Origin of the sequence: Serratia quinivorans, from assembly GCF_946227985.1 — a bacterium.
Taxonomy (GTDB): domain Bacteria; phylum Pseudomonadota; class Gammaproteobacteria; order Enterobacterales; family Enterobacteriaceae; genus Serratia; species Serratia quinivorans_A.
This window is the reverse complement of sequence record NZ_CAMKGL010000001.1, coordinates 809329-823288: the sequence shown is the minus strand read 5'-3', so window position 1 is coordinate 823288 and position 13960 is coordinate 809329. Positions and strand designations below refer to the sequence as shown.

Genomic DNA, 13960 nt, shown 5'->3' with positions numbered 1-13960 from the left:
GTCTTGCCTGGATATAACTCTGACTATAACATGCTTATAGTACTTCGGAATATCGCACCCCGATTGGTATTCCGGGGATTTAAAGTTGCTGAGACTGAGTCAGGATAGATGTCACAATCGCCAATTGAGCTAAAAGGCAGCAGTTTTACCCTATCGGTTGTTCATTTGTATAATTCGGAACCCGAGGTAATACGTCAGGCGTTACAAGAAAAAGTCGAGCAAGCGCCCGCTTTTTTGAAAAACGCCCCTGTTGTTATCAACGTTGCAACGCTGAACGGCGACGCAAACTGGAAAGAACTTCAACAGGCTGTCACGGCAGCAGGGCTGCGCGTTGTGGGTATCAGCGGTTGCAGAGATGAGCGGCAAAAACGTGCAATAGCCCGTGCCGGGCTGCCGTTATTGAACGAAGGCAAAGGCCAGAAGATGGCCGCCCCGGAACCGGCGCCCGCGCCAGCCCCGGTGGTGGATCCCAACGCCCCCGCCAAGACGCGCATCATCAGTACCCCTGTTCGTTCCGGCCAACAGATTTATGCCCGCAACAGCGATCTGATCGTGACCAGCAGCGTCAGCGCCGGCGCTGAATTAATTGCCGATGGCAATATTCACGTTTACGGCATGATGCGCGGTCGTGCGCTGGCTGGTGCTTCAGGTGATACACAGTGCCAGATTTTTTGCACGCACCTGGGTGCTGAGCTAGTCTCTATCGCAGGGCAGTACTGGTTGAGCGACCAAATCCCGTCCGACTATGTCGGGCAGGCAGTACGACTCAGCCTGTTGGATAACGCTTTAACCATACAACCTTTAAATTAAGCCCTTTTGACAAGGAATCCATTTCATGGCACGCATTATTGTTGTTACATCGGGTAAAGGGGGCGTTGGCAAGACCACTTCAAGCGCGGCCATCGCTACCGGCCTGGCCCAAAAAGGTAAGAAAACCGTGGTGATCGATTTTGATATCGGTCTGCGGAATCTTGACCTGATCATGGGCTGTGAACGCCGGGTTGTTTACGATTTCGTTAACGTCATTCAGGGTGATGCCACGCTGAACCAGGCGTTGATCAAAGACAAACGCACCGATAACCTGTTTATCTTGCCAGCTTCGCAAACGCGCGATAAAGACGCGCTGACCCGCGAAGGCGTTGAAAAGATCCTCAACGATTTGGGCGAGATGGATTTTGACTTCGTGGTCTGTGACTCTCCGGCAGGTATCGAAACCGGCGCGCTGATGGCCCTGTACTTCGCGGATGAAGCCATCATCACCACCAACCCGGAAGTTTCCTCAGTACGCGACTCCGACCGTATTCTGGGCATTTTGTCTTCCAAATCCCGTCGCGCTGAAAGAGGCGAATCGGCGATTAAGGAACACCTGCTGCTGACTCGCTATAACCCGGGCCGCGTGAGCCGTGGCGACATGCTGAGCATGGAAGACGTACTGGAAATTCTGCGCATTCCTCTGGTCGGCGTTATCCCGGAAGACCAGTCTGTGCTGCGGGCCTCCAACCAGGGTGAGCCAGTGATCCTTGATGCCGAATCAGACGCCGGCAAGGCCTATGACGATACCGTTAGCCGCTTGTTAGGGGAAGAACGCCCCTTCCGCTTCATTGAAGAAGAGAAGAAGGGTTTCCTGAAACGCCTTTTTGGGGGATAAACCATGGCATTACTAGACTTCTTTCTGTCCCGCAAAAAGCAGACAGCCAATATAGCCAAGGAACGGCTGCAGATTATCGTCGCGGAGCGTCGTCGGGGGGACAGTGAGCCCCCGTATCTGCCTGATTTGAAACGCGATATTCTGGCGGTAATTTGCAAATACATTCAAATCGACCCTGAAATGCTGCACGTGCAGTTTGAGCAGAAAGGGGACGATATTTCGGTGCTTGAACTCAACGTGACATTACCGGAATCGGAAGAAGTAACTAAATGAGTGTGACGCATTAATTACCCCCTGTGTATTTTATACAGGGGGTAACTGTATGCATAACCAGTTATTGAGATAAAAAAGGCTTAATAATCGTTTTTATCCTTTGGGATTAATCTCAATTAATCTTGCGCCACGCTTGTTTAAAGTAAATGCTGCCGATAAAAGTTTTTACTTCGACTATTTCTAATAAATAATCAGAGCAGGGTTTCCTTACCCTACCCCAACGTTTTACAGCCCGATTAATAATCCTTCAAAATGTCCTGAAGTGGCGCCGCTAATAAATCACCGCGCCATCCGCTGACTAATTCTGGCAGGTTGTCGCCAACCTTCAATTTCCAATGCCAGTTCAGCAACTGGTTAATCTGCCGACGCGATGCCAGCAATTCACTGCTCAACCCACTTTGCTCACTGGCAATGACGATCGCCGCTTTGATTTCCTTAAACACTTTCTTATAACCCGGCTGGTCGATCAGGTTCGGTAACGGCTCCGGCAATGCCGACTCTTCAAGCTCGGCGGCCTCTGCCACCAGCGCCACCAACGTTTTACCGTGATAACGAATTTCCGGGCCGCTCAGCCCCAGCGAGTCCAGTTCACCCAGCGAGGTCGGCATATGACGCGCTACCTGCCAGAGGTTCTCCTCACGTACCACGAAGTTCACCGCCAGATCACGCTCACGCGCCTGACGCAGTCGCCATTCGGCCAGTTTCTGCAAGCAACCCAACTGGCGTGGACGTAATTGCCAGCCGTTGGTGATTTCGCGATAGGCCAATTCCGGCGCCAGCGTCTCGCTACGGCGTTGACACAACAGCAGGCATTCATTGCTGGCAGCCGCCGTCCAACCGGCCTCCTCCGTCTCCTGCACCAGCCGTTTGGCCATTGGCAACAGATAGAACACGTCCGCAGCAGCGTAGACACACTGTTTTTCCGTCAGCGGACGCGCCAGCCAGTCGGTCCGGGCTTCGCTTTTATCCAACTCCACCTGCATATACTCCGCCACCAGGGTAGCGAAGCCACAAGACATCGGACGACCGGTAAAGGCTGCCAGGATCTGGGTATCCACCATTGGCGTCGGTAGCGTTTTGAACGCGTTGAGGAACACTTCCAGATCCTCACTGCCAGCGTGCAGGAATTTCACCACCTGGGTGTTGCTCAGCAGCTCGATAAACGGCTGCCACTGCTTGATTGGCAAGGGGTCAATCAGGGAGAGTTGTTCACCATCGTATAACTGAATCAGGCCTAACTGCGGATAGTAAGTGCGCGTTCTGACAAATTCGGTGTCCAGCGCAATCTGGGCATGCTTTTTCGCCTGCTCGCAGACCTGCTGCAATCCGGCATCGGTAGTGATCAACTGATAGTTCAAAACGTCATTCTCTTGGTCGCTTTCATGATTCAAACACAACAACGCCGGCATTCACCGGCGTTGTTGATCTGTAAGGCGTAGATGATAGCTTAGGCGGCATCGGCTGCCACAGGTTTTTTCTGCTCATCACGCAGTTCTCGCCGCAAAATTTTACCGACGTTAGACTTCGGTAACTCGTCGCGGAACTCAACAATTTTAGGCACTTTATACCCGGTAAGCTGCCGACGACAATGGGTCAACAGCTCTTCTTTGGTCAGCGAGGCGTCTTTCTTCACCACGCAGATCTTGACCGCCTCACCGGAGACGTCACTTGGCACGCCAATCGCCGCGCATTCCAACACTTTAGGGTGCTGACTGACCACGTCTTCAATCTCATTCGGGTATACGTTGAACCCGGAAACCAGGATCATGTCTTTCTTGCGATCGACGACGCGCACAAAGCCCATCTCATCCACTGTAACTATATCGCCGGTTGCGAGCCAGCCATCTTTCAACACTTCATCAGTGGCATCCGGCCGCTGCCAGTAGCCTAGCATAACTTGCGGCCCTTTGACCCACAGTTCGCCCGGCTCGCCGACCGGCACATCATGGCCGTTATCATCCACCAGCCGAATATCGGTGGAAGGCACCGGCAGACCGATGCTGCCGCTGTAGTGTTTCAAATCGTGCGGGTTACAGGTGACCAAGGGTGCGCATTCAGTCAGACCATAGCCTTCCAGCAGGTGCTTACCGGTGGTTTTCTCCCACTTGTCCGCCACCGCCTTCTGTACCGACATGCCGCCACCGACCGAGAAACGCAGCGTCGAGAAATCGAGCTGATGGAAGTCGGCATTATTCAGCAGCGCATTAAACAAGGTATTCACCCCACTTAACGCGGTGAACGGATAGCGCCCCAACTCTTTCACCAACCCCGGAATATCACGCGGGTTGGTAATCAACAGATTGCGGCCGCCTAATTCAATGAACAGCAGGCAGTTAACCGTTAACGCAAAGATATGGTAGAGCGGTAATGCGGTAACAATCAGTTCCTGACCGTCGCGGAACAGCGGCTCATAGGCGGCTTTGGCCTGCGCCACGTTGGCCTGCATGTTACGGTGCGTCAGCATCGCGCCTTTTGCTACGCCGGTGGTGCCACCGGTATATTGCAGGAACGCCAGATCAGAGTTGATGATATCGGGCTTAACGTACTGCAGCCGGCGTCCGCGCTGCAGTACGCTGCGGAAAGAAATAGCGGCCGGCAGATGATATTTCGGCACCAGCCGCTTAATGTATTTCACCACAAAGTTAACCAGCGTACCTTTGGCGGCGGAGAGCTGGTCGCCCATGCGCGTCAGGATCACGTGTTTTACCTGGGTGTTGAACACCACTTTTTCCAGCGTATGGGCGAAGTTGGAGACGATCACGATGGCACTGGCACCGCTGTCGTTCAATTGGTGCTCCAGTTCACGCGGCGTATACAGTGGGTTAACGTTGACCACCACCATACCGGCTCGCAAAATGCCAAACAACGCTATCGGATACTGCAACAGATTCGGCATCATCAGGGCAACGCGGTCACCCTTCTGCAGACCCAGTTCATTTTGCAGGTAAGCGGCAAAAGCGCGACTGCGCTCTTCCAGCTTGCGGTAGGTCATTACCTCGCCCATGTTCATGAAAGCGGGTTGATCCGCGTAACGCTGAACCGCATTTTCAAACATTTCGACCAAAGATGAATAACGATCGGCGTCGATCTCTGCCGGAACATCTGCCGGGTAACGTTTTAACCAAACCTTATCCAAGGTATTACTCCTGAAATCATTATTCATTATCATCGCAGCCCCTAAACATGCAGCCAAACCATAACAATATTTTAACTCAGCAGACCAGTTTGAGTTTTAAACAATATTAAGGTTGCGATGTACGTCACTAATTGGCGCCGTTTCCCTACGCCAAAAGAAAAAGGCGGCCGGAGCCGCCCTATCAAAATTGTTAACACCTAACAAACACTACTCGGTAACGATAGTTTGCACCTGCACCGGACCTGGATTGTACCAGCCGTAGCCCACGCCCCAACCGGGGCCCCAGGTACCGCTACGCCAGCCCCATGGCCCCATCGGTGCCGGCGGCATCATCACCTGTTGGCTAAGGTGCCAGCGTTTATAGCCGGTAGCATTCATGGTGACAAACTTGTACGGCGTCATGCCAATCTTGCCGTCTCTGACGCCGGTAATTGGCCCCACCACGGTAACCAGCTGACCTTTGAAATCAACCGGCTCCAGGAAACCGTTAACCGTGGCCAGCAAACGCCCCCGTGACGGCTCGCCCAAAATCGGCCGGGCACCGGAGTCGAGCGGAACGGCGGCAATTTCCAGCACCGTACGCCCCTGCTCATTGGCAACATTCACCACGGTGCCACCAAATCGGGCCTCGGCCCCAACGAACAAATTCGGTGCATTCTGCACCGAGGACAACTGCTGCACCGGCGTTTCCGTGCTGCCTTTAATGGCGTCGGGCACGGTAACACAGCCCGACAACGCAAACGCACCACCGGCAATAGCCAGTAGCGCCATTTTTTTACTTACAGTGCGGGTTAGCATCGTCGCAATCTCCTGAAATAGCTGTAACTTTGACATCAGTTCGCCGAGCAAGTTGCAGTTCATTCATATGCCGATCGCCAGCAAAGCACAATAGGTTGCGCTATTCACGCCCCGGCAATTTTTTCCAGGTGACTTCGTTACGCAGGTAGGTCGGTTCGGCATTTTCTACCGCTACGGCCTGCCCCTGTTGCCAGGCATGCAACGCCAACGGCAGCATATCTTCCGCCTGCGGCAACAGCATTTGACCATCGTTCAAGCTTAACGAAGAACCGGTGACCAGATCCGGATAGGTTTGCCAGCCGGTTCCAACATGCGCCCAGTGCCCGTGCAAGCCTTGCGCACGCGCCAGCGCCTGCGGGGGTGAAAGTACCGCTTCACCTTCGCTTTCCAGCCAATGGCCGTCTTGCTGACGCTCAAACTGGCCCCAGTAGACTTCACCCATGCGCGCATCTATCGCTGCCAGCACCCGCTCGGCACCGGCGACGCGCCAGGCACCCTGTGCCATGGTCTGCAAAGTAGAAATACCCAGTAACGGCAAGCCGGCGCCCAACGCCAGGCCCTGCGCGATACCGATACCAATACGCACGCCGGTAAAACTCCCTGGCCCACGGCCAAAGGCCAGAGCATCAAGTTGATTCAGAGTGACGCCGGATTCCGCCAGCACTTGCTGCACCATAGGTAAAATGCGTTGCGTATGCTCACGTGGGCACAGTTCAAACAGGGCGTGGATTTCGCCTTGATTCCAGATGGCAACGGAACAGGCTTCCGTCGCCGTATCGATCGCTAAAATTCGCGTGGACATGCCAACCTCAGGCGGGAAAAAAACAGGGTTTTTCATACAGGGCGCGCATTGTAGCACAGCCCTGTGGTCACGCCTATCCGCTAGCGCTCCGCCTGCAGGAAGGCAATCGCCTGGGCGATATCGCGGGTACGGGGCGTCGGCGGCAGGCTGTTGAGGAACACTTCGCCATACGGCCGCATCACCAGGCGGTTATCGCAGATCACCAGCACGCCGCGGTCGTCGGTATCGCGGATCAAGCGTCCAACGCCCTGTTTCAGAGTGATGACCGCATCCGGCAGTTGCACATCGTTAAAAGGATCGCCACCGCGCAGTCGACAATCTTCAATCCTCGCTTTCAACAAGGGATCGTCGGGCGAGGTAAACGGCAGCTTGTCGATGATCACGCACGACAATGCATCGCCGCGCACGTCGACCCCTTCCCAGAAACTGCTGGTCGCCACCAGCAGCGCATTACCGGACTCAACAAATTGCGCCAATAGTTGGCCCTTACTGGTTTCCCCCTGCAACAGCACCGGCAAGGTCATGGTTGCACGGAATTCTTCCGCCAGTTCACGCATCATCTGGTGCGAGGTACAGAGGAAGAAACAGCGACCGTTATTGGCCTCAATCAACGGCCGCAGCATACGCGCCAATTGCCGAGCACCGCCCGGCTGGTTCGGTGACGGCAAAAAGCGCGGCACGCACAGCAACGCCTGTTTCGCATAGTCGAACGGGCTGGCCAGCAGCAAGGTTTTGGCCTTATTCAGGCCCAGACGATCGGTAAAATGCCCCATTTGCTCATTAACCGATAACGTTGCCGAGGTGAAAATCCAACTGCCCGGTTTCTCATCGAGCAGCTCACGGAAACGATCGGCGACCGTCAACGGCGTCAGCGCCAAAACAAAATGGCGCGAGTTGCACTCGTACCAGTAACTGAATCCCGGTTCAGTCACCTCTTTCAAACGTTTAAGGCGCGCACGATACAGCGTGGCACGCTCGAAGGCGGCATCCAGCAAGGCTGAACGACCGAGGGACAGCTTGACTACGTCGTAGCAGAGTTCGAGCGCATCATCGAGCAACAGCAAGGCGCGCTGCACATTAGGCTGGCTTAGCACCTCGCGCAGATTACCGCGAAAGCCTGGTTCTCCCAGCATTAAGCGGAAATCCTGCGTACTTTGGCTAAGACGGTCGGCGCTTTTTTGGAGCTGCGCCGCGTCACGCACTTCAGTGCGATAAGCAATGGAAATGTCTTTGGCCAGATCCAGTAATTGGCGGCTGGTTAGCTGTTTGCCAAAATACTGGCTGGCGATGTCCGGGATCTGATGCGCTTCATCGAAGATCATCACATCCGCCTCGGGGATCAGTTCGGCGAAGCCGCCCTCTTTCACGACCATGTCCGCCAGGAACAGATGGTGGTTCACTACCACCACGTCCGCATCCATTGCGCGGCGACGGGCCTTGACCACAAAGCAATCTTTATACAGCGGACAGTCGCTGCCCAGGCAGTTATCGTTGGTACTGGTCACCAGCGGCCAGACGAAGCTGTCTTCCGCCACGTCGCTGCAGCTGCTGATGTCACCCTCTTTGGTCATTGATGACCATTTGCGCAGATGGACAAGATCGATCAGCGCCTGTCCGGCCAGTTCGCCACCGGCCATCGACTGCTGCTCCAGACGCTCCAGACACAAATAGTTGGAGCGCCCTTTCAACAACGCCATCTTGCCTTTGTAGTTCAGCGCCTTGGCAACGGTGGGCAGATCCCGTGCATAAAGCTGATCCTGCAGCGCTTTTGATCCGGTGGAAATAATCACTTTGCGATCGGCCCGCAGCGCCGGTGCCAGGTAGGCGAAGGTTTTACCGGTGCCGGTGCCCGCTTCGACCACCAACTCCTGCTTGAAGTTAATGGCTTCGGTGACCGCTTCCGCCATCTGCCGCTGAGCTTCACGCGGTTTGAAACCCTTGATTGCCTGCGCCAGGGCGCCGTCTGTTGCGAAATCGTCTGTCACGCTATCTCTCTGCCGGTATTATTCAGCGTTGATTATGCCAATCCTGCCGCGTGGCTACCACCGACTTTAACGTCGAGTATTTCTGCCAATGGCTGTGATACCCTACACGCGACGATGATATGGAGATAACCGAATGAATATTGAACGAATTGACCCTGCCGATCGCTGGTCTGAAGCCGTGGTTCACAACGACACCGTTTATTACACCAGCGTGCCGGAAAATCTGGATGATGACGCGACGGCACAGACGGCCAACGCCCTGGCGGCGATTGACGTGATCCTGGCCCGGGTGGGCTCCGACAAAAGTCGGGTGCTGGACGCCACCATTTTTCTGGCCGACGGCGCTGACTTTGCCGGGATGAATGCTGCCTGGGATGCCTGGGTGGTTGCCGGTAGTGCCCCAGTGCGCTGTACCGTGCAGGCAAAATTGATGAATCCGAAGTACAAGGTTGAAATCAAAATCATTGCCGCGCTGTAAAGCAAAAAAACCGCAGACGATAACGCCTGCGGTTTTATTTTGTCGTATTTGCTGCCGATTAAGCCAGTTTGATGATCACCATCCCCGCCAGTAACAGCACCAGACCAATCCAGCCTTTGGCATTCAGCCGTTGACCAAACAGGATCCAGCCGGCAGCGATTGTCGCAGCGATACCGAAACCGCCCCACAGCGCATAGGCAACCGAAAGATCAATCCCCTTCACCGCCTGCGCCAGCGCACTGAACGCCCCCAGTACCGACAACAGAGACAGCAGACCCAACCAAACTTTACGGAAACCGTCCGACATCTTCAGGAAAATGTTAGCAATAATCTCCAGTACGATCGCCAACCCCAGAAAGGCAATGTGGTACAACTCAAGCTGCTGCATGGTTGTCACCTCGCGGAGTTGCCTGTTTTCGTGGTTTGCGGGTGCCGGACTTCACCAGCATGATACCGGCAATCAACGTCACCAGACCCAGCACTTTCAACGCCGAGATCGGTTCATCAAACCACAGCACGCTAAACAGGGTAATAAACAGGATACCGATACCCTCCCACAGTGCATAAGCGACGCCCAGAGCAACTCGTTTTACCGCCATCGACAGCATCACATACGACGCGGTGATCATGACATACATCACTATATGGCCGGTCATGCCGCCGCTGACGCTGGCGTATTTCATTGACAGGGTACCGATAATTTCGGTCGCGATGGCCAAGCCTAAAAAGATCCAATAAATCATAATTTCTCTCCCAAACGGCGAATAACGCACGCTAAGGCATATTTATCCCGATTTATCTCGTCAGACAGGCGCAAACAGGCGCTGAAGACGCAGAGATCCCTGGGGATAAACTGACCCAAACGTAATAAAAATGTTTGCCCGGTTACGCGTAATGACGGAGGACTGAGCCTGTCACCAGCACCGGTTAAGGGAGAAAGACGCTATAGCTCGCTGCACCAGTGATGCTCACTGGCAAGGATGGCAGATAGGAAAAGCTGGCAAGTAGAGGTTCTGAGGGTAATTCCATTAGTTGTCATCATAAGTATTCTCTATTCTCAGCCGCACATAATCTTGTTACACGGGTGCGATTTGCCCAATATCCTCATCAAGTAAAATTTTTAACTGCAATAGTTGTACCATAGCAATAATTATAAAGCAAACCGCCATTTTCACAAAAACTATAAAAAAACAGTCTATAAATAAGAAAGTTAAAGAATTTAAAAATAAAAAAAGGTTCAACATGATGTTGAACCTTGATTTAGGTTGCCTCGGGCAAATAATCGCCAAAGCCAGGCTCGGCGCGGGTTACGCCGTGGCACCACTCACTGCGGTACGCGCCAGTTCAGTGATGCGCGCGTAGTCGTCATTTTCCAACGCGTCGGCCGGTACCAACCAGGAACCACCGATACACAATACGCTTTTCAGCGCCAGGTAATCACGGTAGTTGTTTGGCGTGATGCCACCGGTCGGGCAGAAACGAACCTGCGGGAATGGGCCGCCGATCGCCTGTAATGCCTTAACGCCGCCGTTGGCTTCAGCCGGGAAGAACTTGAACTCACGCAGACCGTGATCCAAACCCAGCATCAGTTCTGAAACGGTGCTGATACCCGGAATCAATGGAATGCTGCCTGCGGTAGCGGCTTTCAGCAGCGCCTCCGTCAGACCCGGACTGATGGCAAATTGCGCACCGGCTTCGGTCACCGCCTGCAACTGCTGCGGGTTAAGCACCGTACCGGCACCGATAATCGCCTCCGGCACCTCTGCCGCGATAGCGCGGATCGCGTCCATCGCGCAGGCGGTGCGCAAAGTGACTTCCAGTACGCGCACGCCACCGGCGACCAGCGCCCTGGCCAACGGCACCGCATGTTCCAGCTTATTAATCACAATCACCGGAACGACCGGACCGGCGGTCAGGATCTGTTCTGCGCTGGTTTTCCAGTTTTTCATCGTTACTTCTCCATTACTTACGGGTTATCAATGGCACGCCCCTGCCACAGGGGCCCACGGAGTCTCGCAGGCGTCCGGCCGTACCCCAAGTGATGTTGCGCCCCGGTCGTGCAGGCAAAAAAATGCCGGCAGATAAACTGCCGGCCGGGTCGTTATTCGAACTCGTTCCAGGAACGGCCATCACGGGTGATCATCGCCACCGAGGCTACCGGGCCCCAGGTGCCAGACTGATACGGTTTTGGCGCTTCGTTATCCGCTTTCCAGGCGTCCATGATGGAGTCGACCCACTTCCAGGCTTCTTCCACTTCGTCACGGCGCACAAACAGCGCCTGGATACCACGCATAGTCTCCAGCAACAGGCGCTCGTAGGCGTCTGCCACGTGCTCCTGATTGAAGGTCTCTGAGAAACTCAGATCCAGCTTGGTGGTTTGCAGACGGTGCTTGTGATCCAGGCCAGGAACCTTGTTCAACACCTGGATCTCGATGCCTTCATCCGGCTGCAGACGAATAGTCAATTTGTTCTGCGGCAGTTGCTGGTAAGAATCGCTGAACAGGTTCAGCGGTGGGTTCTTGAAGTAGACCACCACTTCAGAGCACTTGGTCGGCAAGCGCTTACCGGTTCGCAGGTAAAACGGCACGCCGGCCCACTGCCAGTTGTCGATATCGACACGGATAGAGACGAAAGTTTCGGTGTTGCTGCTTTTGTTCGCCCCTTCCTCTTCCAGGTAACCAGGCACCTTTTTGCCCTGCACAAAACCGGCAGTATATTGGCCGCGCACCGTGGTTTCGCGCACATTGGTCTGATTGATGCGACGCAGTGAGCGCAGCACCTTCACTTTCTCATCACGAATACGGTCAGTGGTCAGATCCGCCGGAGGTGACATGGCGATCATGGTCAGAATCTGCAACAGGTGGTTCTGGATCATGTCGCGCATCTGGCCGGCCTGGTCAAAGTAACCCCAACGACCTTCAATCCCCACCTCTTCCGCTACGGTAATTTGCACCGAGTCGATGGTACGATTGTCCCAGTTGGAGGCAAACAGTGAGTTGGCAAAACGCAGTGCCAGCAGGTTCAATACCGTCTCTTTGCCAAGATAGTGGTCAATACGGTAAACCTGAGACTCGTTGAAATATTCCGCCACCTGATCGTTGATCACGCGCGAAGACGCCAGATCGGTACCGAGCGGTTTTTCCATCACTACGCGGGCTGGCTCGTGGTTCAGCTTGGCTTCGCCCAACCCTTTGCAGATCGCGCCGAAAGTGCTGGGTGGCATCGCAAAATAGTTGATGGTGGTGCGATGTTTCTGGTCCAGCATTTTGCCCAATTTGGCAAAATTTTTGCTGTCGTTCACATCCAGGTTGCAGAAGTCCAGACGCGCACTCAGCGTGGCCCACAGTTCGTCATCGAGTTTTTCTTTCATAAAGGTGCCAAGCGCTTCCTTGACCACCTTGATATAGGCATCTTTATCCCACTCGGCACGGCCGACGCCGATAATACGGGTATCCGGGTGGATATGACCGGCTTTCTCTAACTGGTACAGGGAAGGCAACAGCTTACGACGCGCCAAATCGCCTTTCGCGCCGAAAATAACCAGGTCACACGCCTGGGCTGTAGAGGTTACCGCCATGTTCATCTCCTCGTTGCAGGATATTTGTAATTTTCTTACATTACTAATGTACTCTCTTTAACTACAGCCAGTAAACCCGGATCAAAAGTAGAAAAAAAGCCCCAGAAATTGCAGTGTTAAGCGCTATCGACAGTAAATGCCGCTGACTGAACTAAAAACTGTAATTTTCTGTCTTTTTTGACGCTCTTTTACCATTATGAAAGTTAGACACAGGTCATGTTCTGATGAAAAAACTCTGCATACCCTCTGTCGACACTGCCAACGGTTACCAGCACGTAGTATATTTTCACTAAACCGGCATTGATTTCTCCTTTGATTGAAATCGACATACCCTATGAGTGGACTCTCGTTATATGAATACGCTGGAAAAAATCCAGAGCCATCTGGAGCTGCTGAGCAAATCTGAACGGAAAGTCGCCGAGGTGATCCTTGCCTCCCCGCAGACCGCCATTCACTCCAGTATCGCGACGCTGGCCAGAATGGCGGACGTTAGCGAGCCCACCGTCAACCGCTTTTGTCGCCGTCTCGATACCAAGGGTTTTCCCGATTTTAAACTGCATCTTGCCCAAAGCCTGGCCAACGGCACCCCGTACGTAAACCGTAACGTGGAGGAAGATGACAGCGTTGCTTCCTATACCGGTAAAATTTTCGAATCCGTGATGGCCAGCCTTGATACAGTAAAGGCAAATTTGGATATTGCAGCAATCAATCGTGCGGTTGACTTGCTTACCCAGGCAAAAAAAATCTCTTTCTTCGGTTTGGGTGCCTCGGCGGCAGTGGCCCACGACGCGATGAACAAATTTTTCCGCTTCAATATTCCGGTGGTCTATTTCGATGACATCGTCATGCAACGCATGGGATGCATGAACTCCAGCGAGGGGGATGTGGTGGTACTCATCTCCCACACCGGTCGTACCAAGAACCTGGTGGAAATGGCGCAACTGGCACGTGAAAACGATGCCACGGTAATCGCTATTACCTCTCGCGATACCCCACTGGCTCATGAAGCCACGTTGGCATTATTGCTCGATGTTCCGGAAGACACCGACGTTTATATGCCGATGGTATCGCGAATTGCGCAATTAACGCTCATCGACGTGCTGGCCACCGGATTTACCTTGCGTAGAGGGGCCAAATTCAGAGATAACTTGAAGCGGGTCAAGGAAGCGTTGAAAGAATCGCGCTTTGATAAGGGTGTGGTTATCCCCAACAGTTTCGACTCGTAACCGATGTGAAAAAACCTGTCGTTCAAAGTCATCTGAA

At 53.8% G+C, this 13960-nt stretch carries 14 protein-coding genes; 5 read left to right on the top strand and 9 right to left on the bottom strand.

The window, feature by feature from the left end; translation table 11 throughout:
* Positions 1-108: 108 nt before the first annotated feature.
* The 3 genes from minC to minE are packed head-to-tail and all read left to right on the top strand — an operon-like array spanning position 109 to position 1921.
* Positions 109-810 carry a septum site-determining protein MinC gene (gene minC, locus OCH02_RS03890; protein ID WP_261429951.1) on the top strand — a complete coding sequence of 234 codons (702 nt, stop codon included), beginning with the start codon at positions 109-111 and terminating at the stop codon, positions 808-810.
* A gap of 25 nt (positions 811-835) precedes the next feature.
* Positions 836-1648 carry a septum site-determining protein MinD gene (minD, locus tag OCH02_RS03885; protein ID WP_135316866.1) on the top strand — a complete coding sequence of 271 codons (813 nt, stop codon included), beginning with the start codon at positions 836-838 and terminating at the stop codon, positions 1646-1648.
* A gap of 3 nt (positions 1649-1651) precedes the next feature.
* A complete protein-coding gene (minE, locus tag OCH02_RS03880) occupies positions 1652-1921 on the top strand; it encodes a cell division topological specificity factor MinE (RefSeq protein ID WP_012145482.1) in 270 nt (89 codons plus the stop codon).
* Positions 1922-2157: 236 nt separating this feature from the next.
* Here the strand turns inward: minE and rnd are convergent, their stop codons facing one another.
* The 5 genes from rnd to OCH02_RS03855 form a co-directional block, all read right to left on the bottom strand.
* Positions 2158-3279 (bottom strand): ribonuclease D, encoded by a 1122-nt coding sequence (gene rnd / locus OCH02_RS03875; protein WP_261430787.1) that lies wholly within the window; start codon positions 3277-3279, stop codon positions 2158-2160.
* Positions 3280-3368: 89 nt separating this feature from the next.
* On the bottom strand, positions 3369-5057 hold the full coding sequence (gene fadD, locus OCH02_RS03870) for a long-chain-fatty-acid--CoA ligase FadD (RefSeq protein WP_261429949.1): 1689 nt from the start codon (positions 5055-5057) through the stop codon (positions 3369-3371).
* 207 nt (positions 5058-5264) lie between these two features.
* Positions 5265-5855 carry a Slp family lipoprotein gene (locus tag OCH02_RS03865; RefSeq protein WP_261429948.1) on the bottom strand — a complete coding sequence of 197 codons (591 nt, stop codon included), beginning with the start codon at positions 5853-5855 and terminating at the stop codon, positions 5265-5267.
* A gap of 100 nt (positions 5856-5955) precedes the next feature.
* A complete protein-coding gene (gene tsaB / locus OCH02_RS03860) occupies positions 5956-6657 on the bottom strand; it encodes a tRNA (adenosine(37)-N6)-threonylcarbamoyltransferase complex dimerization subunit type 1 TsaB (protein ID WP_153860102.1) in 702 nt (233 codons plus the stop codon).
* Positions 6658-6737: 80 nt separating this feature from the next.
* A complete protein-coding gene (locus OCH02_RS03855; RefSeq protein ID WP_135316871.1) occupies positions 6738-8642 on the bottom strand; it encodes an ATP-dependent DNA helicase in 1905 nt (634 codons plus the stop codon).
* A 133-nt stretch (positions 8643-8775) separates the two neighbouring features.
* Here OCH02_RS03855 and OCH02_RS03850 point away from each other — a divergent pair, with 133 nt between their 5' ends.
* Complete coding sequence (locus tag OCH02_RS03850; RefSeq protein WP_012145488.1) at positions 8776-9120, top strand: RidA family protein; 345 nt, start codon at positions 8776-8778, stop codon at positions 9118-9120.
* 58 nt (positions 9121-9178) lie between these two features.
* Here the strand turns inward: OCH02_RS03850 and mdtI are convergent, their stop codons facing one another.
* The 4 genes from mdtI to zwf all read right to left on the bottom strand — a co-directional run bounded on the left by mdtI (position 9179) and on the right by zwf (position 12697).
* Positions 9179-9508, bottom strand: a complete 330-nt coding sequence (mdtI, locus tag OCH02_RS03845; protein ID WP_012145489.1) for a multidrug/spermidine efflux SMR transporter subunit MdtI — start codon at positions 9506-9508, stop codon at positions 9179-9181.
* Entirely contained in the window at positions 9495-9863 is a 369-nt protein-coding gene (gene mdtJ, locus OCH02_RS03840) for a multidrug/spermidine efflux SMR transporter subunit MdtJ (RefSeq protein ID WP_261429945.1), read from the bottom strand. The genes mdtI and mdtJ overlap by 14 nt, the downstream gene beginning before the upstream one ends.
* Before the next feature lie 564 nt (positions 9864-10427).
* Positions 10428-11069, bottom strand: coding sequence for a bifunctional 4-hydroxy-2-oxoglutarate aldolase/2-dehydro-3-deoxy-phosphogluconate aldolase (locus tag OCH02_RS03835; protein WP_261429944.1), 642 nt, complete (start codon positions 11067-11069; stop codon positions 10428-10430).
* Between the two features lie 152 nt (positions 11070-11221).
* Complete coding sequence (gene zwf, locus OCH02_RS03830; protein WP_012145492.1) at positions 11222-12697, bottom strand: glucose-6-phosphate dehydrogenase; 1476 nt, start codon at positions 12695-12697, stop codon at positions 11222-11224.
* A 353-nt stretch (positions 12698-13050) separates the two neighbouring features.
* Between zwf and OCH02_RS03825 the strand changes: the two genes are divergently transcribed.
* Positions 13051-13923, top strand: a complete 873-nt coding sequence (locus OCH02_RS03825; RefSeq protein WP_012145493.1) for a MurR/RpiR family transcriptional regulator — start codon at positions 13051-13053, stop codon at positions 13921-13923.
* The last annotated feature ends 37 nt before the right edge of the window (positions 13924-13960 follow it).

Excerpts from the sequence above, each read along its gene's own strand:
- zwf (WP_012145492.1), bottom strand. The coding sequence starts at position 12,697 with ATGGCGGTAACCTCTACAGCCCAGGCGTGTGACCTGGTTATTTTCGGC.
- tsaB (WP_153860102.1), bottom strand. The coding sequence starts at position 6,657 with ATGTCCACGCGAATTTTAGCGATCGATACGGCGACGGAAGCCTGTTCC.
- minE (WP_012145482.1), top strand. The coding sequence starts at position 1,652 with ATGGCATTACTAGACTTCTTTCTGTCCCGCAAAAAGCAGACAGCCAAT.
- OCH02_RS03865 (WP_261429948.1), bottom strand. The coding sequence starts at position 5,855 with ATGCTAACCCGCACTGTAAGTAAAAAAATGGCGCTACTGGCTATTGCC.
- OCH02_RS03825 (WP_012145493.1), top strand. The coding sequence starts at position 13,051 with ATGAATACGCTGGAAAAAATCCAGAGCCATCTGGAGCTGCTGAGCAAA.
- minD (WP_135316866.1), top strand. The coding sequence starts at position 836 with ATGGCACGCATTATTGTTGTTACATCGGGTAAAGGGGGCGTTGGCAAG.
- mdtJ (WP_261429945.1), bottom strand. The coding sequence starts at position 9,863 with ATGATTTATTGGATCTTTTTAGGCTTGGCCATCGCGACCGAAATTATC.
- OCH02_RS03850 (WP_012145488.1), top strand. The coding sequence starts at position 8,776 with ATGAATATTGAACGAATTGACCCTGCCGATCGCTGGTCTGAAGCCGTG.
- OCH02_RS03835 (WP_261429944.1), bottom strand. The coding sequence starts at position 11,069 with ATGAAAAACTGGAAAACCAGCGCAGAACAGATCCTGACCGCCGGTCCG.
- minC (WP_261429951.1), top strand. The coding sequence starts at position 109 with ATGTCACAATCGCCAATTGAGCTAAAAGGCAGCAGTTTTACCCTATCG.
- mdtI (WP_012145489.1), bottom strand. The coding sequence starts at position 9,508 with ATGCAGCAGCTTGAGTTGTACCACATTGCCTTTCTGGGGTTGGCGATC.